Source organism: Microcoleus sp. T2B6, assembly GCF_036700475.1.
In the GTDB taxonomy this organism is placed as follows: Bacteria; Cyanobacteriota; Cyanobacteriia; order Cyanobacteriales; family Microcoleaceae; genus Microcoleus.
The window spans coordinates 31679-57324 of sequence record NZ_JAUBOZ010000031.1 but is presented as its reverse complement, the minus strand read 5'-3'; the positions used below and the strand labels follow the sequence as shown (position 1 = coordinate 57324).

The 25646-nt window shown below is 44.9% G+C and carries 21 protein-coding genes and 2 pseudogenes; 10 read left to right on the top strand and 13 right to left on the bottom strand.

The window, feature by feature from the left end; all coding sequences use genetic code 11:
- The first annotated feature begins 1344 nt into the window (after nucleotides 1–1344).
- Nucleotides 1345–2316, top strand: a complete 972-nt coding sequence (gene sds / locus QUA00_RS15830) for a solanesyl diphosphate synthase (RefSeq protein ID WP_333104787.1) — start codon at nucleotides 1345–1347, stop codon at nucleotides 2314–2316.
- 99 nt (nucleotides 2317–2415) lie between these two features.
- Here the strand turns inward: sds and QUA00_RS15825 are convergent, their stop codons facing one another.
- Nucleotides 2416–2880 carry a hypothetical protein gene (locus QUA00_RS15825; RefSeq protein ID WP_333410187.1) on the bottom strand — a complete coding sequence of 155 codons (465 nt, stop codon included), beginning with the start codon at nucleotides 2878–2880 and terminating at the stop codon, nucleotides 2416–2418.
- A gap of 567 nt (nucleotides 2881–3447) precedes the next feature.
- On the opposite strand from QUA00_RS15825, the gene QUA00_RS15820 reads away from it, so the two are divergent.
- The 3 genes from QUA00_RS15820 (at nucleotide 3448) to QUA00_RS15810 (ending at nucleotide 5910) form a co-directional block, all read left to right on the top strand.
- Complete coding sequence (locus QUA00_RS15820) at nucleotides 3448–3798, top strand: hypothetical protein (protein WP_006635783.1); 351 nt, start codon at nucleotides 3448–3450, stop codon at nucleotides 3796–3798.
- 107 nt (nucleotides 3799–3905) lie between these two features.
- Nucleotides 3906–5426: a stress-responsive protein Ycf46 gene (ycf46, locus tag QUA00_RS15815; protein WP_333227465.1), complete on the top strand. Its 1521-nt coding sequence runs from the start codon at nucleotides 3906–3908 to the stop codon at nucleotides 5424–5426.
- A gap of 130 nt (nucleotides 5427–5556) precedes the next feature.
- Nucleotides 5557–5910 carry a DUF1257 domain-containing protein gene (locus QUA00_RS15810; RefSeq protein ID WP_006635781.1) on the top strand — a complete coding sequence of 118 codons (354 nt, stop codon included), beginning with the start codon at nucleotides 5557–5559 and terminating at the stop codon, nucleotides 5908–5910.
- 170 nt (nucleotides 5911–6080) lie between these two features.
- Here QUA00_RS15810 and QUA00_RS15805 read toward each other — a convergent pair whose 3' ends face one another.
- Nucleotides 6081–6347, bottom strand: a complete 267-nt coding sequence (locus QUA00_RS15805) for a glycosyltransferase family protein (RefSeq protein ID WP_333142094.1) — start codon at nucleotides 6345–6347, stop codon at nucleotides 6081–6083.
- 135 nt (nucleotides 6348–6482) lie between these two features.
- Here QUA00_RS15805 and QUA00_RS15800 point away from each other — a divergent pair.
- A pseudogene (locus tag QUA00_RS15800) lies at nucleotides 6483–7501 on the top strand (IS5 family transposase); the annotation flags it as partial.
- 34 nt (nucleotides 7502–7535) lie between these two features.
- On the opposite strand, the gene QUA00_RS15795 reads toward QUA00_RS15800, so the two are convergent.
- The 9 genes and pseudogenes from QUA00_RS15795 to QUA00_RS15755 all read right to left on the bottom strand — a co-directional run bounded on the left by QUA00_RS15795 (nucleotide 7536) and on the right by QUA00_RS15755 (nucleotide 13787).
- Nucleotides 7536–8033 carry an IS1 family transposase gene (locus QUA00_RS15795; protein WP_445252026.1) on the bottom strand — a complete coding sequence of 166 codons (498 nt, stop codon included), beginning with the start codon at nucleotides 8031–8033 and terminating at the stop codon, nucleotides 7536–7538.
- A pseudogene (locus QUA00_RS15790) lies at nucleotides 8025–8415 on the bottom strand (IS1 family transposase); the annotation flags it as partial. The gene QUA00_RS15795 and the pseudogene QUA00_RS15790, both read right to left, overlap by 9 nt.
- Before the next feature lie 153 nt (nucleotides 8416–8568).
- Nucleotides 8569–8844: a hypothetical protein gene (locus tag QUA00_RS15785; protein WP_333410186.1), complete on the bottom strand. Its 276-nt coding sequence runs from the start codon at nucleotides 8842–8844 to the stop codon at nucleotides 8569–8571.
- A 90-nt stretch (nucleotides 8845–8934) separates the two neighbouring features.
- Complete coding sequence (locus QUA00_RS15780) at nucleotides 8935–9120, bottom strand: hypothetical protein (protein WP_333142092.1); 186 nt, start codon at nucleotides 9118–9120, stop codon at nucleotides 8935–8937.
- A gap of 46 nt (nucleotides 9121–9166) precedes the next feature.
- Nucleotides 9167–10180 carry a glycosyltransferase gene (locus tag QUA00_RS15775; RefSeq protein ID WP_333142091.1) on the bottom strand — a complete coding sequence of 338 codons (1014 nt, stop codon included), beginning with the start codon at nucleotides 10178–10180 and terminating at the stop codon, nucleotides 9167–9169.
- 99 nt (nucleotides 10181–10279) lie between these two features.
- On the bottom strand, nucleotides 10280–10795 hold the full coding sequence (locus QUA00_RS15770; RefSeq protein ID WP_333142090.1) for a serine acetyltransferase: 516 nt from the start codon (nucleotides 10793–10795) through the stop codon (nucleotides 10280–10282).
- A gap of 143 nt (nucleotides 10796–10938) precedes the next feature.
- Entirely contained in the window at nucleotides 10939–11520 is a 582-nt protein-coding gene (locus QUA00_RS15765) for a serine acetyltransferase (protein WP_333410185.1), read from the bottom strand.
- A gap of 196 nt (nucleotides 11521–11716) precedes the next feature.
- Nucleotides 11717–12727, bottom strand: coding sequence for a glycosyltransferase family 2 protein (locus QUA00_RS15760; protein WP_333142088.1), 1011 nt, complete (start codon nucleotides 12725–12727; stop codon nucleotides 11717–11719).
- A 142-nt stretch (nucleotides 12728–12869) separates the two neighbouring features.
- Complete coding sequence (locus QUA00_RS15755; protein ID WP_333410184.1) at nucleotides 12870–13787, bottom strand: histone deacetylase; 918 nt, start codon at nucleotides 13785–13787, stop codon at nucleotides 12870–12872.
- Between the two features lie 77 nt (nucleotides 13788–13864).
- On the opposite strand from QUA00_RS15755, the gene QUA00_RS15750 reads away from it, so the two are divergent.
- The 5 genes from QUA00_RS15750 (at nucleotide 13865) to nuoK (ending at nucleotide 23423) form a co-directional block, all read left to right on the top strand.
- Nucleotides 13865–14374 carry a hypothetical protein gene (locus tag QUA00_RS15750; protein WP_333106863.1) on the top strand — a complete coding sequence of 170 codons (510 nt, stop codon included), beginning with the start codon at nucleotides 13865–13867 and terminating at the stop codon, nucleotides 14372–14374.
- Between the two features lie 931 nt (nucleotides 14375–15305).
- Nucleotides 15306–20006, top strand: coding sequence for a PAS domain S-box protein (locus tag QUA00_RS15745; protein WP_333410183.1), 4701 nt, complete (start codon nucleotides 15306–15308; stop codon nucleotides 20004–20006).
- Nucleotides 19972–21999 carry an adenylate/guanylate cyclase domain-containing protein gene (locus QUA00_RS15740; protein ID WP_333410182.1) on the top strand — a complete coding sequence of 676 codons (2028 nt, stop codon included), beginning with the start codon at nucleotides 19972–19974 and terminating at the stop codon, nucleotides 21997–21999. Before QUA00_RS15745 ends, QUA00_RS15740 begins: the two co-directional genes overlap by 35 nt.
- 301 nt (nucleotides 22000–22300) lie before the next feature.
- Nucleotides 22301–22924, top strand: a complete 624-nt coding sequence (locus QUA00_RS15735; protein ID WP_333143679.1) for an NADH-quinone oxidoreductase subunit J — start codon at nucleotides 22301–22303, stop codon at nucleotides 22922–22924.
- 193 nt (nucleotides 22925–23117) lie between these two features.
- Nucleotides 23118–23423 carry an NADH-quinone oxidoreductase subunit NuoK gene (gene nuoK, locus QUA00_RS15730; RefSeq protein ID WP_333107704.1) on the top strand — a complete coding sequence of 102 codons (306 nt, stop codon included), beginning with the start codon at nucleotides 23118–23120 and terminating at the stop codon, nucleotides 23421–23423.
- A 105-nt stretch (nucleotides 23424–23528) separates the two neighbouring features.
- Here nuoK and folB read toward each other — a convergent pair whose 3' ends face one another.
- Nucleotides 23529–23885, bottom strand: coding sequence for a dihydroneopterin aldolase (gene folB / locus QUA00_RS15725; RefSeq protein WP_333107691.1), 357 nt, complete (start codon nucleotides 23883–23885; stop codon nucleotides 23529–23531).
- 156 nt (nucleotides 23886–24041) lie between these two features.
- Nucleotides 24042–25409: a serine/threonine-protein kinase gene (locus QUA00_RS15720; protein ID WP_333143680.1), complete on the bottom strand. Its 1368-nt coding sequence runs from the start codon at nucleotides 25407–25409 to the stop codon at nucleotides 24042–24044.
- Nucleotides 25410–25646 lie beyond the last annotated feature (237 nt).

Below are 25646 nucleotides of genomic sequence, written 5' to 3'. Positions count from 1 at the left end.
TTGGGTTGAGGAACGAAACCCAACAATCAAGCGTGGCGTTGGGTTTCGTTCCTCAACCCAACCTACAAAAAATGCAAGTTATTTAATTCTCATTCCTAAGCACCCTTTGATGAAATATTTGATTGCAGTGCAAGTTTATGGATTCCTTCAGTTGCTCAAGCAGGTTGCTAGATTCAGAAATTTCGCGTTTTATTTCTGTAATTTCTTGACCTACCAAATAGGAATATTGAGATTTTTGGCACAATAACCGACACCTTCAAACTCAGCGTTTTTGAGAGTAATTTAATAGCTTTATCGGAACATTGGCAGGGTTTTCCTGACATGAAACTTGCTGTGAGCGATACAAGCTGCTACTAAATATAATATTCTGCCTCAGAGGCTGTTGGCATTGAACATCGATAACTGTAGCTACGTGTTGCAGTAACTAGCTGCCCAGAAAATCACGGTGCCCGCAATTGTAAATAAATAACCCTGCCTTTGCGCGCAAGCATTCAAGGCAGGGTTATTATTGAGGATTCCGAATTCTCAACGGTGAAGCGAGGGCGCTGCTGCCGACTTCGGCTGCCCAGCAGTGCACTACTCGCCTAATCGAGTTATTTTAGTGCTGCGTTCGGCCAACATCAGCACTACATAAATAGTCATTACATAGCCGGCGGCCAGAATGGGAATAATTAGAGGAATATCGCGATAAATCATAATTAGAACCAAAAGTCAAGGACGAGGAGGAGCAGGACAAGTTCAAGACCTACTACATTAAGTCAGCACGCAAGACCATGCCTTGGTTCTGAAGGCTGTTTTTCCATATCAAGCCTGCGGGAACATTTAGCCGTTCCCGGTCATCAATAATGATTTACTGCTTTACAGATGCTTAAACAGCCTAAAACCATCCACTTTAGCTGCTTTGAGCTACCGTGCACATAAGATGCGCTACTCTTAACTTCTGAAAACTTTTAGTCGCGAGGAACTAAAAATCTGTCCCAGAAATTTTGGCTGCGATCGACTAACAAGGCTGGCTCTACGAAACTTTTACAGGCACCTAAAAGCTACCTGCCAGTCTGGCTGTACTTAATGTATAGAATTGTTTAAATCCTTAATACCCATAATAACACAGGGTTTCTGGGATTTAGAGATTTTTTGGCAGTGTCCTTAACAATTCGATACAATAGGGGCAACCCCTCTGGCAGCCGGCTACTCGCCTCTGGCAGGCGGGTGACTCCCATCGGGTGGCAGATGACAAATAACTGCCGATCGCCTAGATTTTTCTTTTCTATTGCAGAGAATTACCTTAAAATAAAGATATGATTTGTAAAATTTTGTTACTTTACGGCTTGAGTCGGCGTATCCATGATCTCTAGCACTCTCCTATTTTCCTCGGTTGAAGAAGACCTGCGACTGTTGACAGAAAACTTAAAACAGTTAGTGGGTGCCCGTCATCCCATCTTGTACGCGGCTGCAGAATACTTATTCGGCACAAAGGGAAAACGAGTGAGACCCGCAATCGTTCTGTTGATGGCCAAGGCGACTATGCCCGATCGCGAAATCACGGAAAAACACCGCCGCCTAGCTGAAATCACGGAAATGATCCACACAGCTAGTCTCGTCCACGACGACGTGGTGGACGAGTCGGATCTGCGGCGGGGAGTGCCGACGGTTCACAGTCGGTTTAACAACCGAGTGGCAGTATTGGCGGGAGACTTTCTGTTTGCTCAATCCTCCTGGCATTTGGCAAATCTCGACAACCTGCCAGTAGTCAAACTGCTTTCAGAAGTGATTATGGATTTAGCTGAGGGGGAAATTCAACAGGGACTAAATGGATTTGACACCAGTTTATCGATCGAAGCGTACCTCGAAAAAAGTTATTACAAAACAGCGTCTTTAATTGCCAACAGTTCCAAAGCAGCGGGCTGTTTGAGCGAGGTTTCAGCGGAAATAGCAGACGATTTGTACAACTACGGTCGGCACATTGGTTTGGCATTCCAAATAGTAGATGATATATTAGATTTCACCGCTTCCACGGAAACTTTGGGGAAACCTGCAGGCTCGGATCTCAGAAGCGGTAATCTGACAGCACCCGCACTATTCGCCCTAGAAGAAAAACCTTACTTGGAAGTTCTCATAGAACGCGAATTTGCCCAAGAAGGAGATATAGAGCAGGCCCTGGCACTGGTAGAAGATTCTAGAGGCATAGAGCGATCGCGAGAACTAGCCACAAATCACGCACAGAAAGCCGTCGAATACTTAGCTGCGCTGCCCCATTCAGAGTCCCGTCAAGCTTTGATTGATTTGGCTGAATACGTTTTGAGTAGACTTTATTAGAGGTGAAAAAGTTACACTTTATTGGTAATGGGGAATTGGTAATGGGAAATTCCCAATGCCTAATGCCCTGTTACCAATTAATAATAGAAAATTGAGTTTTTAGGCAATATCCGACGGGGGAGCCGATCGATACTGTTGCAAGTAAACGTTAATTAAACTCTGTACTTGCTCGCGAGGGATTTCCGTCCCGACTTCCTGATTTCCGGGACTTTCAAAAAAAACAATGCTGTCAAGACCTTCAAGAGCTATCATCTGAAATAAAAGGTGAGTGACAGGCAAAACCACCGGTCTGAGGCGATCGCCCCCAGCAGCCGCAGCCTGCGACGCATCTTTAATACTTGTCCAAGCATAAATCACCCTCTTCTCCCGTCCCGGTTGCTTGAGATTGCTCAAAACCACGATCGCCCAACTTTGGTCTACCGCTTGCAGGATCGAGTATTCGAGGTGCTGTAGCTGTTGGGCAATTAACACCAGGGCCGGGGCGATCGCCTTTAAGATTTGTGGCGTCGAACCGTCGGGCGGAGCTTTTTCGATCAATGCTTGAATCTGTTGGTCTAAATCCATCAGTCAGTTCTTTGATATCTAAAATTAAAAATTTCAGGTTAGCAAGTCCGCCTCCAAGTATATATTACCGATCGCCCCCTATGACATTTCAAGCCTTTGGGGGTATTCTTCACCACTCATGACAGGGCTGGGTGCTGATGGCGCACCTTACCCCAGATGGCCACTCAAAGGATTTGTGGGCCCTACTCTTATATATCTATTGTTGATATTTATAGTTGGTCGATCGTCCTTGACCAGGAATTTCAAAGGTGGTACCCGCCACGTGATTTATCCGTGGAATCAATCCCAAATCTAAAATCAAAAATCCTCAAGCCCCCGCATTTATCCGTGGGGTCGCCTCTAAAATCTAAAATCTAAAATCTAAAATCGATTGACGCTACCCATACCTGCCGCTGCACCTCGGCCTCATCAGCTACACCCCTAACTTTTTCGTTGTTAACTGCCCCAGATTTACGTCAAATGTAACGAAATATTACAAGATGACGCTAAAGCAGCATAGAGGCTTGACAGCAAAGAATTAAGCGGCTAATCTGATATACATACCCGGGTAAGTCAATTCACTGTCATATGCAAGAAAAGCAAAAAGTTACATTGTATCTTCCACCAGAACTGCATCGCCAGCTCAAAATCCGAGCCGCAGTCGAAACTGAACCGATGTCATCAATTGCAGAAAGGGCAATTGTCTTCTACCTAGGAAATCCCGAACTGGTTGACGAAGTAGAAGCCTCCTACGGACAAACCCATCGGGTATACAACTGTCCAGAATGCACGGGTTCAGTAGTAATGCGAGATGGAGAACTGGCATCCGTAACAAGTCAGCCGAGCGTATTGGCTGAACAGGATCTTCCAGTAAAGCAGGTGTCGGGCGTCAGTGCCAGCACGGCCAAACCGGGAGAGGAAGAATTGGTTCCCTGCTAAGAATGCCTTGCTTCCCCAAAAAGCTAAAACTGAACATTTCAGTAAGAGGGCTAATGGCAGCATTGAGATTCAGCAAAGATAGCACCGTCTCTAGTGGGTCGAGGAATATGCAAGAAGAGATCAGTATTCTAATCCAAGCTCAATATCCTCTGATCTACCTCGTGACATCCGAGGAAGAGCGGTGTGAGCAAGCAATTTCGACAATAGCTCAAGCGAAACCACAGCGACGAGTATTTATCTGGACTGTAACTCACGGCATTGTGGAGTATGGTCAACCCCGCACCACCACCCAACACAACACCGTCTCGCCAGAGGCAGCAATTGAATGGGTGATCAGGCAGCGAGAACCCAACAGTAACGCTAGCATCTACATTTTCAAAGATTTGCATCCTTTTATAGATTCTCCTCCGGTAACGAGGTGGTTGCGCGATGCGATCGCCAACTTCAAAGGAACGCAAAAGACAATTATACTGATGTCTCCTTTGCAGCAAATTCCGATCGAGCTAGAAAAGGAAGTAGTGGTATTAGACTTCGCGTTGCCAGACATGAAGGAACTAAACCAAGTATTGTCTGGTCAGTTGGAGCAAACGAAATCGCGACGCATTACCACAGAAGGGCGAGAAAAACTTTTAAAAGCAGCCTTGGGATTGACCAAGGACGAAGCTGAAAAAGTTTATCGCAAAGCCCAAGTTTCGACTGGGCGCCTCACAGAAGAAGAAGTAGACATAGTTCTTTCGGAGAAAAAGCAATTAATTCGGCGCAACGGCATTCTAGAGTTCATTGAAGAAGACGAAACCCTGGATGCAGTCGGCGGTTTAGAAGAGCTGAAGCGGTGGCTGAGACAGCGTTCCAACGCCTTTACAGAAAGGGCGAGAGAATACGGCCTGCCCCAACCAAAAGGGATGTTAATTCTCGGCGTACCCGGATGCGGAAAATCGCTGATTGCTAAGACCACCTCCCGCCTCTGGGGACTGCCCCTGCTGAGGCTAGATATGGGTAGAGTCTACGACGGCTCGATGGTGGGTCGATCGGAAGCAAACCTCCGCAATGCCCTCAAAACCGCAGAATCGATCTCTCCAGCCCTCCTCTTCATCGACGAACTAGACAAAGCCTTTGCAGGAGGCACTGGTTCGGCCGACTCAGACGGAGGCACCTCCAGCCGGATTTTCGGTTCGTTCCTCACTTGGATGCAAGAAAAGACTTCCCCAGTCTTCGTAATGGCAACAGCCAACCGAATCGAGCGGTTGCCGGGAGAATTCTTGAGGAAAGGCCGATTCGACGAACTCTTCTTTGTTGATCTGCCTACCAAAGAAGAACGCCAAGATATATTTAAGATTCACCTGTCAAAGCGCCGTCGGGAAATTACTCGCTTCGATTTAGAGCAACTTTCCAATGTTTCCGAGGGCTTTTCAGGTGCAGAGATTGAGCAAGCGCTAGTAGCCGCAATGTACGAAGCCTTCGCTCAAGATCGAGAGTTTACGCAGCTAGACATCATCGCGGCCATTAAATCCACAATGCCACTGTCTAAAACAATGACCGAACAGGTCACCGCCCTGCGAGATTGGGCTAGACAGCGTGCACGGCCCGCTGCGTCTTCCGTCGCTGAATACCAGCGAATGGAATTCTAAAAGCTTTCTCCTGGTCCAAACAGGAGCAAAGGCTAGCAACAGCTAGCAGTTCGATTCAAGAGCCGCCCAGCGGCACCGTTAAATCCAGACCGTTGTTGTTTCTCTCTCAGTTGTATTAGGAGGAAATCCAATGTCTCACTTTAGCACACTGCGTACCAAAATCACCGATGCCGAAATCCTGAAAGCTTCCCTGCGCGACTTGGGCATTTCAGTCAAGTCAGAAGCTGATGTTCGTGGCTATAACGGTCAGCGCGTTCGCTCCGACATCGTGGCGATTCTGGAAGGCGAATATGACCTCGGTTGGTCTCGCAATAGCGATGGTTCCTTTGACCTGATTGCCGACCTCTGGGGTGTCGCCAAAAAGCACAATCAAACTGAGTTAATCAACTCCATCAACCAGAAGTACGCAGTTAACAAGACCTTGGCAGCAGTCAAGCAGCGCGGTTTGCAAAATGCCAACGTTAAGCTGGTAGTGCAAAACTAATTGATCTGCATGTTTCCAAGCTCGCGGGTTAACCAAACAAACGGGTTAACCCGTTTTTAGCTAGCTAGGATGTAGAGCGGGGTCTTTGGGTCGCCACATACATTTTTAGCACCCCCAAGCAGCAGCTTTCAACCTGAAAGCTGCTGCTTTATGCTTTAATGGTCGGCTACCTAATGCTTGGGGGAATCGTCGATCGTTTGTTGATAAATTTCAAGCATTCGATCGACTTTGTGTTCCCAATCAAAATGCTGCCGGACTCGTTCCCGTCCCGCACAACCCATACTCTGCCGCAATTCTGGTGACTGGGCGAGCTTGAGCATCGCATCTGTCAGTCCCTTGACAAAGCCTTCTCTGGAAGCGGGTTCTACTAAAATACCGCAAGTGGAATTCAGATAATCTGCAGGGCCGCCCCAGTTCGTTGCTAAGTAGTTAAGCAAAATTAATTACATAGGGCTTGCTGAATAAGCCTAAAACCCTTACCTGAAAAGACTTTGACTCGCGAGCGGCGCGGATAAAGTGTAAGACTATGAGCTAAAATTAGTCAAAAGCCATGCACAGTATCACTTTCGTTGATGTACCGAAAACTTGACCCAACCCCAAAAGCACCGTCCAACTTTGACCTTAACGGACAGGGACAATTATCAGAGAATAATCGTTGGGTAATCATGGCAAAAATAATTCCGTGGTCAGAATTTGAAGTAGAATATGCCAAAAATTTCACCTGTTCAACGGGAGCGCCCGCCAAATCGTTTCGTATGGCCTTGGGGGCATTAATAATCAAAGAAAGATTAGGAACTAGCGACGCCGAAACAGTAGAACAAATAAGAGAAAACCCATACCTACAATACTTCCTAGGTCTGAGTGGTTATAGTAATGAAGCACCATTTGACTCATCCATGTTCGTTTATTTTCGGCAAAGAATAGGTGTCAACCTCGTCAATAAAATCAATGAAAAAATGGTCAAAAACCAGACCCAAGTGCAAGGAGAGGAAGTAGAAAAAAGTCATCAGACCTAAGTGAGCCTAAGAATCAAGGAAAATTAATATTAGACGCAACCTGCGCGCCATCCGACATTAAATATCCGACGGATTTAGGACTATTAAATCAAGCAAGAGAACATACAGAAAAAATCATAGATGCTCTACACAATCAAATTCAGTCACCCGTAAAAAAAAAGCCGATCGCATATCGAAACCGAGCCAGGAAAGAATACCTAACTCTAGCAAAAAAACGCAAACCACAACGAAAAGAAAGAATAAAAGCCATTAAAAAACAACTGCAATACATCCAAAGAAATTTGACGAATATAGAGCGAATGGGTGAGCTACAGTTGCTGAGTAAATCTCATTATAAAATGCTGTTAGTAGTTGCAGAAGTCTACCGTCAACAGTTGTCAATGTATGAAAAGAAAGAACATAGTATTCCCGACAGTTGGATAAGTTTAAAGCAACCACATATCCGCCCCATTGTCAGAGGGAAAGCCGGGAAATCCGTTGAATTCGGGGCAAAACTGTCAGCCAGTTGTCGAAATGGGTACGTATTTTTAGACCGAATTAGTTGGGATAATTTCAACGAATCAGGAGACTTAAAAATACGGTAGTAATAAATATGTAGTGATTAGATATTTATTGGCTCAAAACATAGTTGTAATGATGGATAAAATACCCAATAGCACCAATATGGTTTTCTAACTTTTTAGAAAATGAAAGAGTCTTTCTTACGATCCGAGAAACACGTTGGCGCAAAGTATTATTAAATCTTTCAATGTGATTAGTTTTTCCACTATCTTTACCAACTGGCTGATGGCGTAGCGAAGGAAAAATACAAGCATATGCAGCCCAAAAATCTGTATAGCAAACAGCACATTGTCGATATACAGGAGGTAGAGAATTCCATAATTGTTTTGCTCCTTCTTCGCTACGAGCGCCAATATAAACACCAATAATTTCTCTGGTCTCTGGGAGCATCTCATATTTGTAAAAATACTTCTTCTGGCTCCTTCCTTCTTGTGGCTCCTTCCTTCTTCCTCTTTCCTTCTGCCTCCTGCCTCCTGCCTCCTGCCTCAAAACTCCAATTTCTAGCTTGGCCGCAAAGGTGAGATGCTCCCTGGTCTCTCTATCCATTGCTAACCACACCCATTGCTTATTTTTTTTGCAATCTACAAATGACCAAAGTTCATCACATTCAACATTCAATCTGACTTTTTTTTTAGGTTTAACCTTTACTGTTCGTTCGATTGAGGCATATTTATTATTTACGTAATCCTGTAACCATTTTTGAGAAACACCCGTGCTTCTAGCTATACCAGCCAACGAAATCTTATCCAAAAGAAGTCGATCGATTAAATATGATTGTTTGTGAGGTAATTACTTTGTTGGTCGGATTTTCGACAAATTGGCGACCGCAACTTTGACATTTGTATTTTGGTTTTTTATTATGAATTCTACCATTTTTAACTATGTGATTTGAACCACAATCAGGGCAATTTGGTCGTGAGGGTAGCATATTCTATGACTAAACTAATATTGGCAGATACCACGGATTCCAGTAATAGTTACTTATGATAGCCTAACTGTAACTCAATCTACATTCGAGCGCGTAAAGAAATATTAAAATCACAAAATTTGATTGTGTTATTTATAAAATAATCTTATGTATTCAATTACTGTAATTAAACTTCACTACATATTTATTACTACCAAATTGAGCAAATTCTTGTCTGGCCGTTTCTTGAAAGCCTGGTGGAAATGGAATGCCCCCATTCACAGGCACTAGAATAAAAGGAGTCTGCTGACACACACTGACTACCTTAAACGGATATCGGGGCATCATCGGGGTAATTGCATGAACTATGTCATAATCTCCGTTGAGAATTTTCCCTTTAAATTTTTGGTAGACTTGCTGATTAAACTCTGCATAAATTGGGTAGATCAAGGCATTATAAAGAGGCCAATTTACTCGCCCGTTAGCCGTAATCTTGGCTACTATTTTATAATACTGTTTGTTAAAATTTCCTTCTTCCAGCTAGAAAATATTTTCGTATTCCGGGTGTTTTTCGAGAGCGGGTTTATTTCTAATATGGGTAACGAGGGTTGCATCAACTAAGTTGTTAATTTTTTGAAAAAAATTGTAGCCCACCAAAGGTACAGATGCCCAGTCAGGATTGCACTGCTCTACAATTAGTAAAACTTTTAATTTTTTATTACTCATTTGTTTGCTACTCAGGGGTGGATTTTCTGGCACGTTACCTGTAATTCTAGCTGGCTGAATTAATAGAGTTGGTTGTTTTGTATTCGATTAGTTTGCTCTGCTGCCCCAACAATCGGCGCTGGTGAAACTGGATTTGACCTTGTAGCTGGGGAAATTTGGCTAATACGCATGACAAAGCGTAGATGGCTGCGTCTTTAGTTGTGAGATCCCGATGCTTTATATAATAGTTATAGGTGCGATAGGTTGCTAAGGGGTAGCCACTCAATAGTAACAAGCTCCAGCCTTTTGTCGGCCATGTCATTGCCAAGGCTAGGGCTGGTAAGACTAATCCCCACAGCCAGGTGCTTCGGGTTTCTTTGACCCAATGGCGCTCTGGTTCGCTGCCGTGCATCCAGGAACCCTCGGCATAGGCGTGACCCGCTCTTTGAGCCCGCTTCCACCACTGAGAGAAACTGCTCATTTGCGCGTCGTGCAGGGTCATTTCTACATCTAAGCGGAGGATTTTCCAACCTTTTTGGCGCAACCGCAAGCACAGTTCGGGTTCTTCGCCGGCTATTAGTGTGGGATTGAAACCTTCGACTTGCTCAAATGCTGCCGCGCGCATCATGGAATCGCCACCGCAGGCTTTGGTTTCGCCGATGGGGGTATCCCACTCGATGTCGCACAATTGGTTGTAGATGCTGGCTTCGGGGTATCGTTCGCGCCTGCGCCCGCATACTGCTGCTACCTCGGGTTTGGCTGTGAGTTCGCTGTAGGCCCGATCGATCCAGCCGTCAACGATTTCGCAGTCGCCGTCTACAAATTGGACAAATTCGATGTCTGGAACTAATTGCAGCAAGCGGGCAAAGCCTTCATTTCTGGCGCGTGCTGCGGTAAACGGTATAGATAAGTCTAGTTCTACTGTATCGGCTCCGATCGATCGGGCTAAATCTAGGCTACCGTCTGTTGAGCCGGAATCGACATAGACGACGCGGGCAACTTTGTCTGTGGCAGACACTAGGCATTGGCGGAGGCGCTGCCCTTCATTTCGTCCGATCGCCACTAATCCCACTTGTTTCAACTCTTACCTCTAAAATTCGACTACTGAGCAGTTCCTTTTATATTTTAATAAAAGTCGAGCTAATTTCCTAATTTTTCTGCGACTTATAGAAATTATTTTTCAGACTCCCTGGGTTTTTTTTTCGATTATTTTTGCCGGTATTCCCACAGCGGTTGCACCTGGTGGCACGTCACAAATCACCACAGCATTGGCACCAATCAAAGCATGATCGCCGATCGTTACGGAGCGAATAATTTTCGCTCCTGCACCGATATCGACGTGACCGCCGATTTTGACATCACCAACAATTGTCACCTGTTGAAGAATCAGACAGTTAGGGCCAATGGAAGCACTGGGATGAATGACAATGCCATTAGGATGAGGCAGCACCAGTCCTCCTTGTATTTGGCAGTTTAAAGGGATGTCTGTTGCAGTTACCACGCTCCAAAATCGATACTGAATAACGTTCCAACGGCATAAAATATATCCTGCAATTCCACCCTGCTTCTGCCACTTTTGATAGTTGCGGATAGATTTGAGCAGTTGGCGACTGGGTTCCCACCAGTTGCTGGGTTTTTCGCGGCTCCAGTCTGCTTCTGTAGCAGAAACGATTGGCTTAGTGATTGACTCAACCATTATTTGTGGAATATTTTGATGATGTTGACAATTGTGCCTATGTGTGGAGTTTGCCTTAACAGCCATCTTTAACTTGAGTAGGTAGATTGATGGAATCTCCGCAGAGTTATAGGAGAAGGAAAAGGCAGAAGGAAGACAATGATTTAAGTATTGTTTTCCGGAGGGCGGGATTTGATAATTTTGGCTGGGATACCAACGGCAGTTTGACCTGCGGGAACATCTGATAAAACTACAGCATTGGCACCGATATTTACGTCGTCTCCCAAGTTTACTTTTCCGAGGATTTTTGCGCCAGCGCCGACGTTAACCCGATCGCCCAATTGAGGAGATTCTAGCGGTTTGTCCAAATAGCGGTTTCCCAAAGTTACGCCTTGGCGGATAATGCAGTCGTCGCCGATCGTACAATATCCGTGAATAATAATAGCGTTTTGATGTTCAATCACCACGCGACGACCGAGCTTCACAGTGTAAGGCAAGTCTATCCCGTAACTATTGCGGACTTTTCGGTAGAGCGATCGATAAAGAATGCTCAAAGGAGCCCGCAGTAATTTCGGTTCTACCTGCATTCTCCAGACGCCAAAACGCTGCACTGCTACGGCGCGAAATCCCGGTTTTGTCCAATCTCGACCATGAGCAATCCAGTCTTCTTTAATTTGCTGCCACAATCCCAGCCGGGCTTCTTCTACTTGATTTTCACTCGTGATTAAGTTTTGCTCAATTACCATAAGCTCTAATTCACACTATTTCTTGTTTACTCTATTGCTAGATGCCGACGATATTAATTGGTTAATCAGGTTTTTGAGAAAAAAGCAACCCGGTTTTATCGCTCAAGAATACTAATTCCTGGTCTGCCTCTGCAAATATTTTGCTTTGCCTAGGTTAACCTGGTTTAGTTGGCTTTGACCGATTTACCAACTCCCTTTAAAAGTTTTTGGATTTTTCAATCTTACCCCCCTTAAAAAATACACTATTTAATACAAAATCCCTCAGCAATTGTGGTGGATCGCCATCTGGTTTGCCTTGAAGTACGCGACGCACCCTCCAGGCTGCAAAACCCGAAGCCCAAGATACATCAGTTAATGCTGTGTAAACCAAGCCGTAGTTTTTGATAAAGTACCTACGCCGGGAATCAAACCAATAAGTCGGCAGCCGCTTGGCGGGCTTTTTGGTGTCAGTGACGCCTGAGCTTTGGCCGACTAAGTGCACCACGCGACTTTCGGGTACGTACCAGCAACTCCAGCCAGCTTTGTTCGCTTGCAGACAAAAGTCCATTTCTTCGCAGTACATGAAATAAGCTTCATCCATCAAGCCAATCTTTTCAAATACTTCGCGACGGACGATCATGCTGGCTCCAGCTACCCAATCAGTTTGACAGGTTTCTTGGGAAATGGGAGGCGCTGCGGCCCAGTTGGCTAATAACTTGGATATAAAGCCTGTCCGCCAACCAAAATCGAGTTCGGTCAAGATGTTGTGAAACCGAAAAGCTGACTCCTGGGGCGTGCCGTCGGGGTCTTCCAACCGGCTGCCGGCGATGCCGGCTTCGGGATGAGTGTCCATGAAATCGACGAGGGCTTTGAGGGCACCGGGGCGAACTATGGTGTCTGGGTTGAGCAGCAGGAAGTAAGGGGGGGGATTGGTGGATTGGAGGGCGGGACGGATCAGGGCGTTGTTGCCGAAGGCAAATCCGCCGTTGCGGTCTAGGGGAACGAAGGATGCCCATTCATTCCAGCCTTCTGAGGCGATCGCACTACTAATTTCTTCGACGGAGCGATCGCCTGAAGCATTGTCGGCAACTACAACTCGCATACCGGGCAGCGATTGAACTTCGCTAACTAGAGAGCGCAAGCAGTCAATTGTCAAACTAGAGGTTCGGTAGTTAACAATGACAACCAGCAGTGGATAGGGGTGATTGGAGTCGCTGGCTTTCGACATAAGTACCGTTGTTTGTTTAACAACTTTTTAGCTCAAGTTGTACCGATCTGGCAAGCTGGAGCGATCGCTAATAGTATTTTTCTTTATTTCGGTGAGGGAGACTGTTTTTTCCGCCATATTTCCGAAGTATCGCCGCTGTGGATCACAGTCGATACTGCCTGTAGGCTTGACTGGCGGCTCGGTGCAGCAGCGAATGTCGGTAAACTAACCCCTTAGCGTCATCGGAATAGCCCCCGCCAATCACGCAGGCAACGGGATAGCCGCCAGCCAAACACGCCATCAAAACTTGCATTTCCCGGCGAAATAAGCCCGTATCAGTTAAAGCTAATTTTCCCAGTTTGTCACCGTGATGAGGGTCTACTCCAGCATCGTACAAAACTAAATCGGGCTTGACTTTTGAAAGCAAATCTGGTAAGAATTTATCCAAGGTTTGTAAATACTCGTCGTCCTCCATACCGACAGGCAAAGGTACATCTAAATCGCCCTTTTGTTTAGTGCCGGGAAAATTGACTTCGCAGTGCATGGAGAAAGTAAAAACGCTACTGTCATCTTGGAAAATTACGGCGGTTCCGTCTCCTTGGTGGACATCTAAATCGACAATTAAAACTTTGCGAACTAAACCATTTTTTTGCAAGACGCGAGAGGCGATCGCCAAATCATTAAAAATACAAAAACCCGACCCAAAAGCTGGGAAGGCGTGATGAGTTCCGCCCGCAGTATTGCAAGCCAAACCGTAGTCTAAAGCGAGCTTTGCAGTTAGTACAGTTCCTGCAACCGCAGTGCAAGTGCGATTAGCAAGGGCCCGACTCCAAGGCAGACCAATTCGCCGAGTCGCTTTGCTATCGAGCGTCCCGTTGCAGTAAGCTTGAACATAGGAGTGGTCGTGGACTAATTCAATCCATTCTTGAGGGGGAAGTTCGGGAGCGTGAAATTGCGATTTATCTGCTACCCCGTCCGCGAGCAGCATCTCGTAAAGCATCCGAAACTTTGCCATCGGGAAGCGGTGATCCGGTGGCAGAGGTGCAACGTAATCTTCGTGGTAAATAATTGGTAAGTCCATTAAAATTATTGTATAACGAATGAATCTCCAATTGAACGCCTGCAATCTCAAATTTAAATTCCCTGGAGAACTTGTATATGCAACAACTAAAAACAGTCTGGCAGTCCGGCAGCACCGACCCCGAAAATGCTGACAATCTCGATAATATTAGTCAGTGGTGGGGAAACCTCAACGGGAAAGAAATTAGCTGGGTAGAGCGACTGATTCCGCAAATCGGCGGTCTGAGCGAAATTCACTGGCACCCCCAGCGTTTTGATGAAACATTTGTGATAGTCAATCCCGAAATTCGGGAGGAAACTCTCTATTGGTACATACCCGATTCTCCTGTCCAACGTAACAACACTGTTGACAAATTAGAACTTGACAACTTGCAACAGCAATTGTACATCTATCCTCAGTTGGAATCGGAACTGGTAATTCGCGTAGGAATTCCCGAAGTTAAATATCAAACACTTGAATTAAACAATCCCGAAATCGCCTTGGGGGCAGATAATCTGCTGCTGCTGTGGGAATCTGAGCAAGAACTAGAAATTAAAATTTACTTGAGCAATGAAAATATTGCTAAACTTAAGGAATTGCTGGCATAGAAAAGACCGAGAAAATAGTTTATAGCCTTTATCAGTAACATGAGGTGCTCACGCGGGCATAGGGCATAGGGCGTAGGGCATAGGGCATAGGGCATAGGGCATAGGGCATAGGGCATAGGCATAGGACTGGCCCCCCTCACCACGCTTGAGAACCGCTATATATGGTAGGCTTTGGGTGCGGGGCGAGCGATCTATACTCTTAGTCACCTATAAATATCTTAAGACTGAGGGGCGGGTGCGTCGAAACCGAGGTTTTTCACAGCCATACTTTGTTGCAGCGAAAAGAGTAAAAAAAACAGTTTCTTCGCCTCGCGGTACGTCCAGGTGTGTATCTCGGCTAAAACCCTTTGAATGTGGCAGCAAAATGTCCAGAAACTTGCGTTATCCTCCTGGGACTTTTAATGCAAAAGTCAAGCAAAAAATAGTCCTGGACGCATCAACCGGGTTGTACAAAAATACTTGGTTACAGCCCTTGAACAAAGTTAAAAAACCCGGTTGCTTTGGTCGGGAGTGCGTAAGCGAAGATTGTTTTTCTGCCAACTTAATTGGGACATCAAATAAGGGGATTTGTTGGGGCACTAAAAAGTGGTTAAATACGGTTATTTGGGGTGGGCAACTTAAGACAAGTAACCAATAAGTTGAAAAAATAGAAGGTGCGTTAGTTGATGGGCTAATACCGCATATTTCATTTAGATGTAGTACGGAGAAACCGGGTTTGTTGGACAGAATCAGTAATGATGCGAGAACTGTAAAGAAACCCGGTTTCTGGGATGTACTTCATAAACCGGGAATACGCTGTATTTAAAATTAATCCTCTTTTTGCTGATTTTGAAAACATTTAATAAATAATTATGCTCGCCAGGAATCGCTAAATTTATTAAATGATCGATCTGCTGCTAGCACTAAAACATTCACAATGATCCGACAAAAAATGATAGTTGACAAAGAAAATATTCACATTTTAATTATTGACGATCAGCCCCAAAACCTGCGGTTTATATCCAACATATTGACGAAAGAAGGGTATAAAGTTCAGCGGGCGATTTCGGGAGAAATGGCGGTTAATGCTAATTTAACCGTTCTCCCTGACTTGATTTTGCTCGATATTGCCATGCCCAAAATGAACGGATATGAAGTCTGTGCTAGACTGAAATCCAACGAGAAAATGATGGAAATTCCGGTTATTTTCTTGAGCAGTTTTGATGAAACTTTTCATAAAGTCAAAGCTTTTGAAGTTGGGGGTGTTGACTACATTACTAAGCCTTTTCAATTGGAAGAAGTTTTAGTGCGGATCGAAAGTCAATTGACTATACAACAGCTATCAAAACAATTAAAACAGCAGAATGCCCAACTGCAACAAGAGGTAGAATTTCGCAAGCGAACAGAACAATCACTCCGGGAAAGCAAAGCGCGGTTGCAGAAATTGGCGGTCAATATACCGGGAGTTATTTATCAATTTATTAAGCAGCCTGATGGAAGTTTTAAATTTGAATATATAAGTTATGCTTGTCGGGAGATTTACGAATTAGAGAGTGAGGAAATATTAAAAAATTCTGACTTGTGCTTCGAGCAAAACCATCCAGATGACCACGAATATCTGGTAAAACAAATTGCTACTAGCGCCCAAAGTTTAGAACCTTTTGCCTGTGAATGGCGGATTGTTACACCGTCGGGTAAACTCAAATGGCTGCAATCTAATTCTCGGCCAGAAATGCGCGATAATGGCGATATTGTTTGGTATGGCGTACTTTTTGATATCACCGAGCGCAAGCAGGCAGAAATAGAAATGGCTGGAGCTAAAGCGGCTTTAGAACGGCAAGTTCAGCGAGAATTGCTGATTGCAAAAATAACTCAAGAAATTCGCTCCAGCTTGCAGCCCGAACAAATATTTGAAATAGCTGCAACTCAAATCGGTCTGGCATTCTGCGTCAATCGCTGTTTGATTCATACTTACGTTACTACTCCCCAAGTCGATATTCCTCTGGTGGCCGAGTATCTACAACCGGAGTGCGAATCTATTCGGAACGTACCTGTTCCAATTTGGGGCAATCCTCACGTCATACAAATGATGATACAAGATATGGCGATCGCCTCCAACAATGTTTATTCAGACCCTCTGTTGGAAGCTGTTCAACCGATTTGCCAGAAGGTTGGGTTAAAATCGATGCTGGCAATTCGCACTTCTTACCAAGGCAGGGCAAACGGTGCTATCTGTTTGCACCAGTGCGATCGTTACCGGGAATGGACTTCGGAGGAAATCGACTTATTAGAAGCTGTGGCGGCTCAAGTAGGGCTCGCTATCGCTCAAACTAAACTGATCGAACGAGAAAAAAACCGAATTCAGCAGCTCGATCGGCAAAATAAAGTGCTGCAAGCAGAAATTCGCACCCGCGTCCGCGCCGAGCAAGCTCTGCAAGAATCGGAAACAGAATTGCGGGCGATTTTTGCCGCCATGACTGACACAGTTTTAGTGAGAAATGCAGAAGGGCGCTGCATCAAAATCGCCCCGACAGCATCAACAAATTTGGTGAAACCTCCAAGCGAAATGATTAACAAAACCGCCCACGAAGTCTTGCCGAAACCTATAGCAGATTTAGTATTAAAGGCTATCCACGAAGCTCTAAAAACGAAGCAAACCATCAATGTTGAATATAGCTTTAAAGTCGGAGAGCGCGAAGTTTGCCTCGACGCTAAAGTTTCTCCGCTTACTCCAGATTCAGTGATTATCGTAGCCAGAGATATTAGCGTTCGCAAACAAACAGAATCCGCACTCAGAGAGAGCCAGCACTTCATTCAAGCGATCGCCGATTCCAATCCCAACCTATTGTATGTTTACGATGTAATTGAACAGCGGAATGTCTACAGCAACCGACAAATTTCTACGATGCTCGGATATACCGCCCAAGAAATACAAGATATGGGTACAGCAATGATGCCAATGCTGCTCAACCCCGATGATTTGCCAGAGTTTTTGGAAAGCGTCAAAAAAGTGGATCAAGCCCAAGACGGTGAGGTCATTGAATGTCAATACCGAATGAAACACAAAAACGGTGAATGGCGGTGGATGCACAGTTGGGATACAGTATTTCTCAGAACAGCCGAGGGTAAACCCAAACAAATTCTCGGCACTGCTAATGACATCACAGACCGCAAATTAGCCGAAGAAAAACTGCTAGCATCGCAGCAAAGAATCTCATTTTTATTGCAGCAAACGCCGATCGCAGTTATCGAGTTAAACCTGAATTTAGAAATTATCACTTGGAATCCCGCAGCCGTTGCTATTTTTGGCTACAGCGAGCAAGAAGCGATTGGTCGAGTCGCCTCCGATTTGCTCGTACCTGAAAGCTACCGCCAGCAAATATCTGAGATTTTCAATCACGACTTGAACGCCAAATCCAGCGGCACTACCGAAAATCTGACTAAAGACGGCAGAATTATCATCTGCGAGTGGTACAATACTCAGCTAATTGACGATAACGGTACAGCGATCGGCATTGCTTTAATGGCTGTAGATATTACCGAACGCAAGCAAGCAGAAACCGAACTGCAAGAAAGTGCTTTACGACAAAGAGCGATCGCCCGCATCATTGAAAGAATGCGGCAGACTTTAGATATCCGAGAAATTTTTCACGCCACAACCCGAGAATTGCGCCAAACCATGAAGTGCGATCGAGTCGCAATTTACCGTTTCTATCCTGACTGGAGCGGCGAATTTGTAGCCGAATCCCGTGACCACAAGTGGGTTTCTTTCATCCAAGCACAGGAACTCGATTCTCACCTTACTGAAGGCGCTTTAGACAGCGACCGTTGCGTCGTCAAAGAATTAGATAGCCCCTCACAAGAAGTACGCGATACCTATTTGCAAGAAACCCAAGGCGGAGCCTACAGCCGAGGTACAACTTACCTTTGTGTCCCAGACATTTACAAGCAAGGATTCGATATTTGTTACATCCACTTACTAGAAAAATTCCAAGCTAAATCCTACATTATTGTACCAATTTTTTCCGGCAAAAAGCTCTGGGGATTACTAGCATCCTATCAAAATTCTGGTCCCCGCCAGTGGACTGAAGCAGAAATCAACGTTGCAGTTGATGTCGGTACTCAGCTAGGAGTAGCATTACAGCAAGCCGAATTGCTCGCCCGCACTCAAAGGCAGTCCATGGAACTGATTAAATCCAAAGAAAACGCCGAAGTTGCCAACCGCGCCAAAAGCCAATTTCTAGCTTCCATGAGCCACGAACTCCGCACACCTCTCAACGCCATTCTCGGTTTTTCCCAAGTCATGGCCCGCAACATTTCTATCACGGAAGAACAAAAAGAATACATAAAAATTATCAACCGCAGCGGCGAACATTTGCTAGAACTCATCAATGATGTTTTGTCAATGTCCAAAATAGAAGCCGGTCAAATTACCATCAATCCCAGCCGCTTCAATCTCTACAACCTTCTCAACAGTCTCAAAGAAATGCTGCAACTAAAAGCCCACTCAAAAGGTTTGCACTTAATCTTGGAAAATACCGACGATTTGCCGCAGTACATTCAAACAGACGAAGCTAAATTGCGGCAAGTTTTAATTAACCTGCTCGGCAACGCGATTAAATTTACTCAACACGGAACTGTTACTTTGCGCGTCAGCAGCCAAGCTGAAAAAGACGCCACAGAAGAAAACAAATTCCAATTGTATTTTGAAATTGCCGACACCGGACCCGGCATTTCTCCCTCGGAAATTTCCACATTATTCAAGCCATTCGTGCAAACCGAAACAGGTCGGAAATCCATGCAGGGGACTGGTCTCGGATTGCCGATCAGCCAACAGTTTGTTCGGATTATGGGAGGAGATATTGATGTTGAAAGTCAACTCGGTCAAGGCACTCTTTTCAGCTTTAATATCTGGGTTGACTTAGTAACACAAAGTGATGAACAAGAAAAATCCCCGATTAAACAAGTTATTGCTTTAGAAGCCGGACAAGACACTTATCGGATATTAATAGTTGAAGATGTAGCGGAAAATCGCCAACTGCTGCTTAAGCTCCTGATACCCCTGGGATTTGAAGTCCGGGAAGCAACTAACGGTCAAGAAGCAATTGCTTTGCATTCAACTTGGAAGCCGCACTTGATATTAATGGATATGGTGATGCCCGTGATGGATGGGTATGAAGCGACAAGACAGATTAAGAAAACTCTAGAAGGTAAAGAAACAATAATTATTGCCTTGACCGCCAGTGCTTTTGACGAGCAGCGGCAAATAATTTGGTCTGCGGGTTGTAACGATTTGATATGTAAACCGTTTCGGGAAGAGGTACTCTTTGAAAAGATAGCGCATCACCTCAACCTGCGTTATATTTATGAGAAAGAAAACTTATCTACTTCTTTGGCAGCACCCACGCTGCTTAAAAGTTTGACCACCGAGGATTTGAGTGTAATGCCCACAGACTGGGTGGTCGAGTTGCACCGATCAGCACTTTGTGTGGACGACAACCGCATCCTCGAACTGATCCAGGAAATTCCCGAAACTGAGGCAAATCTCGCTAACGCTTTAACAGATTTAGTCGATAATTTTCGGATAGATATCATTATCGACTTAACTCAATTATATTATGATGAACGACCATCCATTACCAGCGCATCCTAAAGACATTCTGATTGTTGACGATATGCCGGATAACTTGCGACTTCTATCGACTATGCTGACATCTCACGGGTATCATGTCAGGAAGGCTATTAACGGAAACTTGGCTCTGCAAGCGGCAAAAATATCTCCTCCCCATCTAATTTTACTAGATATTAATATGCCGCAAATGAACGGTTATGAAGTTTGTGAGCAGTTAAAGTTAAGCGAAAAAACTAAAGATATTCCGGTAATTTTTATTAGTGCGCTAGATGATGTGCTGGAAAAAGTTAAAGCTTTTCAAGTAGGAGGAGTGGATTATATTACTAAACCATTTCAAGTAGAAGAAGTCTTAGCCCGGGTTCAAAACCAACTTTCCCTTCGTTCGCTGCAATCCAAACTGGAACTGCAAGCTAGGGAACTGCACGATCGCAATTCTAGATTGCAGGAAGAAATCGCAGAACGCCAGCGGGCCCAAGAATCAATCCGGTTTTTGCTGGAAACTACGCGGGCGATCGGCGAAGCTGTAGACTTTCACTCAGCTTTAGAAGTAATTCTGCACCAAGTGGGCGAAACAATCGGATGGGATGTAGGAGAAGCTTGGATTCCCGATGCAGAAGGAACTGTGCTGCAATCTGCCCGGGGCTGGTATGCCAGCAACGCGAGGATGGAGGTGTTCCGCAGGCAAAGCGAACAACTGACATTTGGCATGAATATAGGGCTGCCGGGACGAGTTTGGGCATCCAAGCAACCGGAATGGGTAGAAGATATTTCCCAGGGCTACCCGAATTTTTTACGAAGTCAGATAGCACTAGAACTCGGATTCAAAGCGGGTTTTGGCGTGCCGATTTTGGTAGGCGATGAAGTATTGGCAGTGCTAGTTTTCTTTAAAATTTCGTCTGGTGGGAAAGACGCACGATTTATAGACGTTTTTAATGCCGTCGGCACTCAATTAGGTTCTTTAATTCAACGCAAACAAGCAGAAGAATTGCTGCGTATTGCCCAAGAAAAATATCACAGCATTGTACAAAATGCTATGGAAGGCATTTTTCAAAGCACGCCTTCAGGAGGCTATCTCAGCGCTAATCCAGCTTTGGCAAAATTGTACGGTTACGACTCGCCAGAAGAACTGATGTCGGAGATTAAAAATATTGCTCAGCAACTGTACGTTGACCCGGAACGCCGCCTCGAATTTGTGGCTGCTATGGATACTGAAAATGCCGTTTCGGGGTTTGAATCTATGGTATGTCGCAAAGACGGGCGTCGGATTTGGGTGTCAGAAAATGTTCGGGCTGTTCGAGATTCAAAAGGTGAGCTGCTCTACTATGAGGGTACTGTTTCTGACATTACAGAGCGCAAATTAGCGCAAGAAGCGCTCAAAGTTCAACAAGAACAAAGCGAGAAGTTGCTGTTAAATATTTTACCCAAACCAATCGCAGAACGCTTGAAGGCAGAGCAAAGCACGATCGCCGACAGTTTTGCCCAAGTAAGTGTTTTATTTGCTGATATTGTTGGCTTTACTGAGTTGTCTGCTAGAATGTCTCCCACCGAGTTGGTAAAGCGCTTGAACGTAATTTTTTCGCACTTCGACCAGTTAGCTGAAAAGTACGGTGTGGAGAAAATTAAGACTATTGGCGATGCTTACATGGTAGTCGGGGGGTTGCCTACGCCGAGACAGGATCACGCCGAGGCGATCGCCCAAATGGCCCTGGGAATGCAGGCAAAAATAGCAAAATTGTGCGCCGAAACAGGGGAAAAACTGGCAATTCGCGTCGGCATCAATTCCGGGCCGGTGGTTGCGGGAGTAATTGGTGTGAGCAAGTTTACTTATGATTTGTGGGGAGATACGGTGAATGTAGCGGCGAGGATGGAAGCTACGGGTTTTGCAGGCAGCATTCAAGTTACTGATGTTACTTATGAGCTTTTGAAAGATAAGTATTTGTTTGAGATGCGAGGCGTGATTCCGGTAAAAGGTAAGGGGGATATGATGACTTATTGGTTGCTAGGAAAAAAGTAAAAATTGGGCATGGGGCATGGGGCATGGGGCATGGGGCATGGGGCATGGGGCATGGGGCATGGGGCATGGGGCATGGGGCATAGTTAGTAGTTAGTAGTTAGTGGTTAGTGGTTAGTGGTTACTTGTTAGTAGTTTTTCAAATAACCAACAACCAACAACCAATAACCAACAACCAATAACCAATAACCAATAACCAATAACCAATAACCAATAACCAATAACCAATAACCAATAACAAATGCCCAATGCCCAATACCCAATGCCCAATTACCAATTAGCAACTAACAAAGGATAAAAAATTGTGAATCTAGCTGAAGGGGTTCAAATTGTTTCGTTTGGCATACTGTCCGTAATGATGATTGCAGGAGCACTAGGAGTAGTGCTGTTCTCCAACATCGTTTACTCAGCCTTTTTGCTGTGCGGCGTATTTACCAGCATTGCCGGCTTGTACCTGTTGCTGAATGCCGACTTTGTAGCAGCAGCGCAGGTGTTGATTTATGTTGGCGCTGTTAACGTCTTGATTTTGTTTGCGATTATGTTGGTGAACAAGCGCGAAGATTTCCGCATAATTCCCAACGCTTGGGTGCGTCAAGTAGCAACAGCAGTAGTTTGCGTAGGCTTGTTTGCACTATTGGGTACGATGGTGGTGTCTACTCCTTGGGCTATTGTGGCGACGACAGGAGCACCAGCCGAAAGTTCGATCGTTACAATCGCCAAACATTTCTTCACCGACTTTTTGCTGCCTTTCGAGTTAGCATCAGTGTTTTTGTTGATGGCAATGGTAGGAGCAATTGTCCTAGCACGCCGCGATTTTTTCCCGGATGAACTGTCAAAGAAGCTATCGGAAACACCCGCTTTGAGTTTGCCGGAAAGACCTCGCGAATTAGTTTCTGCCGGAGATGTGTCTTCGCCAGAATCTAAGTAAAAGTAGTGAGTCTAAATGATTCGTACAATTAAGGTAGGGGCTATTGCCCCGTGGTTGCCCAGATCGGAGGTAGGTACGGAGCACTAACCCTACTGTATGAATGATTTAGACACGCTACAGTAGGGTGTTCACAGCACCTATCTCTCTGTCTTGTAGTAATGTTGATTGAGAAAGACTCAAAAAATTTATGCAACTGCAACTCCAGTATTTCCTGTTATTAGGCGCCGCACTTTTCTGTATTGGTATTTACGGTTTGATTACCAGCAGAAATGCAGTGCGCGTGTTGATGTCGATCGAGTTGATGCTGAATGCTGTCAATCTCAATTTGATGGGTTTCTCCAATTATCTCGACCCCGTACAAATTAAAGGTCAAGTATTTACGGTGTTTGTAGTTACCGTAGCCGCTGCTGAGGCTGCCGTAGGTTTGGCAATTGTTTTGGCGATTTATCGCAACCGCAATACCGTAGACATGGAAGAATTTAACTTGCTGAAGTGGTAATTAATCAATAGTCATCAGTCATCAGTCATCAGTCATTAGCGACAAACTAAGGCAGATTAAAGACTGATGACTAAGGACTAAGGACTAAGGACTAAGAACTAATGACTAATGACTTCTAGTAATTTCTAGAGTAATTCTGCCACCGAAATCAGGGATGGGGGCAGCAGGTTTCGAGAGTTGTAGTTTAACTTTCTCGACTAACGGTAGTTGTAAAAGCGCTTGAGCAATAGTATCTGCTAGGCGTTCGATTAATAAAAACTTCGAGTCTTTGACTAGGTTTTGAATCAGAGTAATTGCGCTGCGGTAATCAAGAGTATGTTGAATATCATCACTTTTTCCAGCTTGCGATAAATCCAGCCAGAGAGTAACATCCACTTCAAACCACTGGCCCAAAACTTGCTCTTCCGGCAGATAGCCCGTATATCCGTAGCAGCGAATTCCTGTAAGTTGAATAGAATCCATTTTGCAATAAACTAAAAGTGCGTTGCCTATACCAACTTGTATTAAACCAGATAAAGTTATCTGTCTCTTCCCTCTCTTTCCTTGCCCCCTCTTCCTCTTCCCTCTGCGCCCTCTGCGCCCTCTGCGGTTCAATCACTCTTTATTCTATCTTAAATTTCACAACTCTCCTCCTTTCTCCAACTTGTCCAATAAATCCTCAGCAACTTCATACCATTTCCGCCTAATTTCAGCATCTTCTGGCTTTTCTGTCAAGCTGCGCCCTTGTAATTCTGGATATTTATTGTAATATAATTCATCAACTTTTTGATAGAATATATCTTGCTCAATGTTGAGATTTTTGCGTCGTTTCCCAATCTTTTCTTGACGAATTATCTCTGCTTCCTCTAAGGATGTATCGGGAGGCGGTTGGCGCGAAGAAAATTTAGGTAAATCCGGCAACTTTGGCAACGTGAAACCCGATTTGACTACACTAAAAGCTAAAAGTCCTGGCACCAAAACGACAGTTAAACTCCCTAGGGTTTTCCAAGGAATTAACTTGAATGTGCTGTTGTTATTAACAATTTGAGGAGTTTGGTGAACAGGAGTATGATTGCTGGTAGCAGTTTGAGTGCTATTTTTGAACGGGCGGCCAACAAAGTTCATTGTCACCATTTGGGAAATTATACTGCCAATGTGAGATAGTTTTGGATCTTTGAGTGCTTCGCGGACTGCTTTTGCAGATTGGTAGCGATCGCCCGGTTGTTCTGCTAACATCCGATCCAATACCGTGGCTAAATTTGAGCTGACACTGACGTGCGATCGCCAATTCCAAGTTTTGCCGTTAATATCGTACAATTTTTGAGGCTTTTTCCCACTTAGCAAGACTAAAGCCGTGACGGCTAAAGCGTACAAATCGCTAGCGGCAGAAACTTTACCCAGCCGCATTTGTTCGGCTGGCGAATAACCCTGTTTGCCGATCGCCGTATCCGATTGTCCGTTAAACTGAAGTACGGCATTAGCTGCAATTTGTTTGACGGAACCGAAATCAATTAAAAATGGTAGTTTGTCAGCATCATGCTGAATAATATTATCCGGGGAAATATCGCGGTGAATTAAATTTTTAGAGTGGATGTATTCTAAAACGGGTAAAAGCTGAAATAGCAGTTGAGTAACTTCGGCTTCGCTAAAATTTTTACCTTCTTGCTGACGCGATATCAATATTTCTTCGTAGGTTTGACCTTTGATATAATCTTGGACTAAAAATAAAGATGGATTCCCGCCCAAATCCGTTCGCAGGAGCTCTCGAAAACGGGGGATTTGCGGGTGTTGGAGGTGGTAAAGCATACTCGCTTCGCGATCGAACAATTCGGCAGCTTTCGGGCTGTGAACCACCGGAGAAAACTCTTTGAGCACGCAATGTTCGTTGTAGCGGTTGATATCTTCGGCGAGGTAAGTGCGCCCGAAGCCACCTCGGCCCAATTCGCGGAGGATGCGGTAGCGTTTTTCGAGAGTCGAACCAGGGGTGAGGAGGGAGGAGTTAGACATAAACCACGGCAAATTGTTCGAGTTGGGGAGTCGCCGAGCACAGTATAGCTCATTGTAGCTAAGTTTGTTTGAATGCGAGGGAAGGAAGGGCGATCGCTTTTTTTTGGGATGGATGAAGGAGAATGGACACTTTACTTAAGATTCAATATCTACAGGATATCGTAGGGGCGGGTTTTACCAACCATCAATGTTAGAAACCAAAAATATAATAAACCCGCCCCCACCCAACGACACATC

Coding starts and splice junctions, on each gene's coding strand:
- ycf46 (WP_333227465.1), top strand. CDS start 3,906: ATGCAAGAAGAGATCAGTATTCTAATCCAAGCTCAATATCCTCTGATC.
- QUA00_RS15795 (WP_445252026.1), bottom strand. CDS start 8,033: ATGGATAGAGAGACCAGGGAGCATCTCACCTTTGCGGCCAAGCTAGAA.
- folB (WP_333107691.1), bottom strand. CDS start 23,885: ATGGATTCTATTCAACTTACAGGAATTCGCTGCTACGGATATACGGGC.
- QUA00_RS15760 (WP_333142088.1), bottom strand. CDS start 12,727: ATGTCGAAAGCCAGCGACTCCAATCACCCCTATCCACTGCTGGTTGTC.
- QUA00_RS15720 (WP_333143680.1), bottom strand. CDS start 25,409: ATGTCTAACTCCTCCCTCCTCACCCCTGGTTCGACTCTCGAAAAACGC.
- QUA00_RS15740 (WP_333410182.1), top strand. CDS start 19,972: ATGATGAACGACCATCCATTACCAGCGCATCCTAAAGACATTCTGATT.
- QUA00_RS15750 (WP_333106863.1), top strand. CDS start 13,865: ATGCAACAACTAAAAACAGTCTGGCAGTCCGGCAGCACCGACCCCGAA.
- QUA00_RS15825 (WP_333410187.1), bottom strand. CDS start 2,880: ATGGATTTAGACCAACAGATTCAAGCATTGATCGAAAAAGCTCCGCCC.
- QUA00_RS15810 (WP_006635781.1), top strand. CDS start 5,557: ATGTCTCACTTTAGCACACTGCGTACCAAAATCACCGATGCCGAAATC.
- QUA00_RS15745 (WP_333410183.1), top strand. CDS start 15,306: ATGATAGTTGACAAAGAAAATATTCACATTTTAATTATTGACGATCAG.
- QUA00_RS15780 (WP_333142092.1), bottom strand. CDS start 9,120: ATGAGTAATAAAAAATTAAAAGTTTTACTAATTGTAGAGCAGTGCAAT.
- QUA00_RS15770 (WP_333142090.1), bottom strand. CDS start 10,795: ATGGTTGAGTCAATCACTAAGCCAATCGTTTCTGCTACAGAAGCAGAC.
- QUA00_RS15820 (WP_006635783.1), top strand. CDS start 3,448: ATGCAAGAAAAGCAAAAAGTTACATTGTATCTTCCACCAGAACTGCAT.
- QUA00_RS15755 (WP_333410184.1), bottom strand. CDS start 13,787: ATGGACTTACCAATTATTTACCACGAAGATTACGTTGCACCTCTGCCA.
- sds (WP_333104787.1), top strand. CDS start 1,345: ATGATCTCTAGCACTCTCCTATTTTCCTCGGTTGAAGAAGACCTGCGA.
- QUA00_RS15765 (WP_333410185.1), bottom strand. CDS start 11,520: ATGGTAATTGAGCAAAACTTAATCACGAGTGAAAATCAAGTAGAAGAA.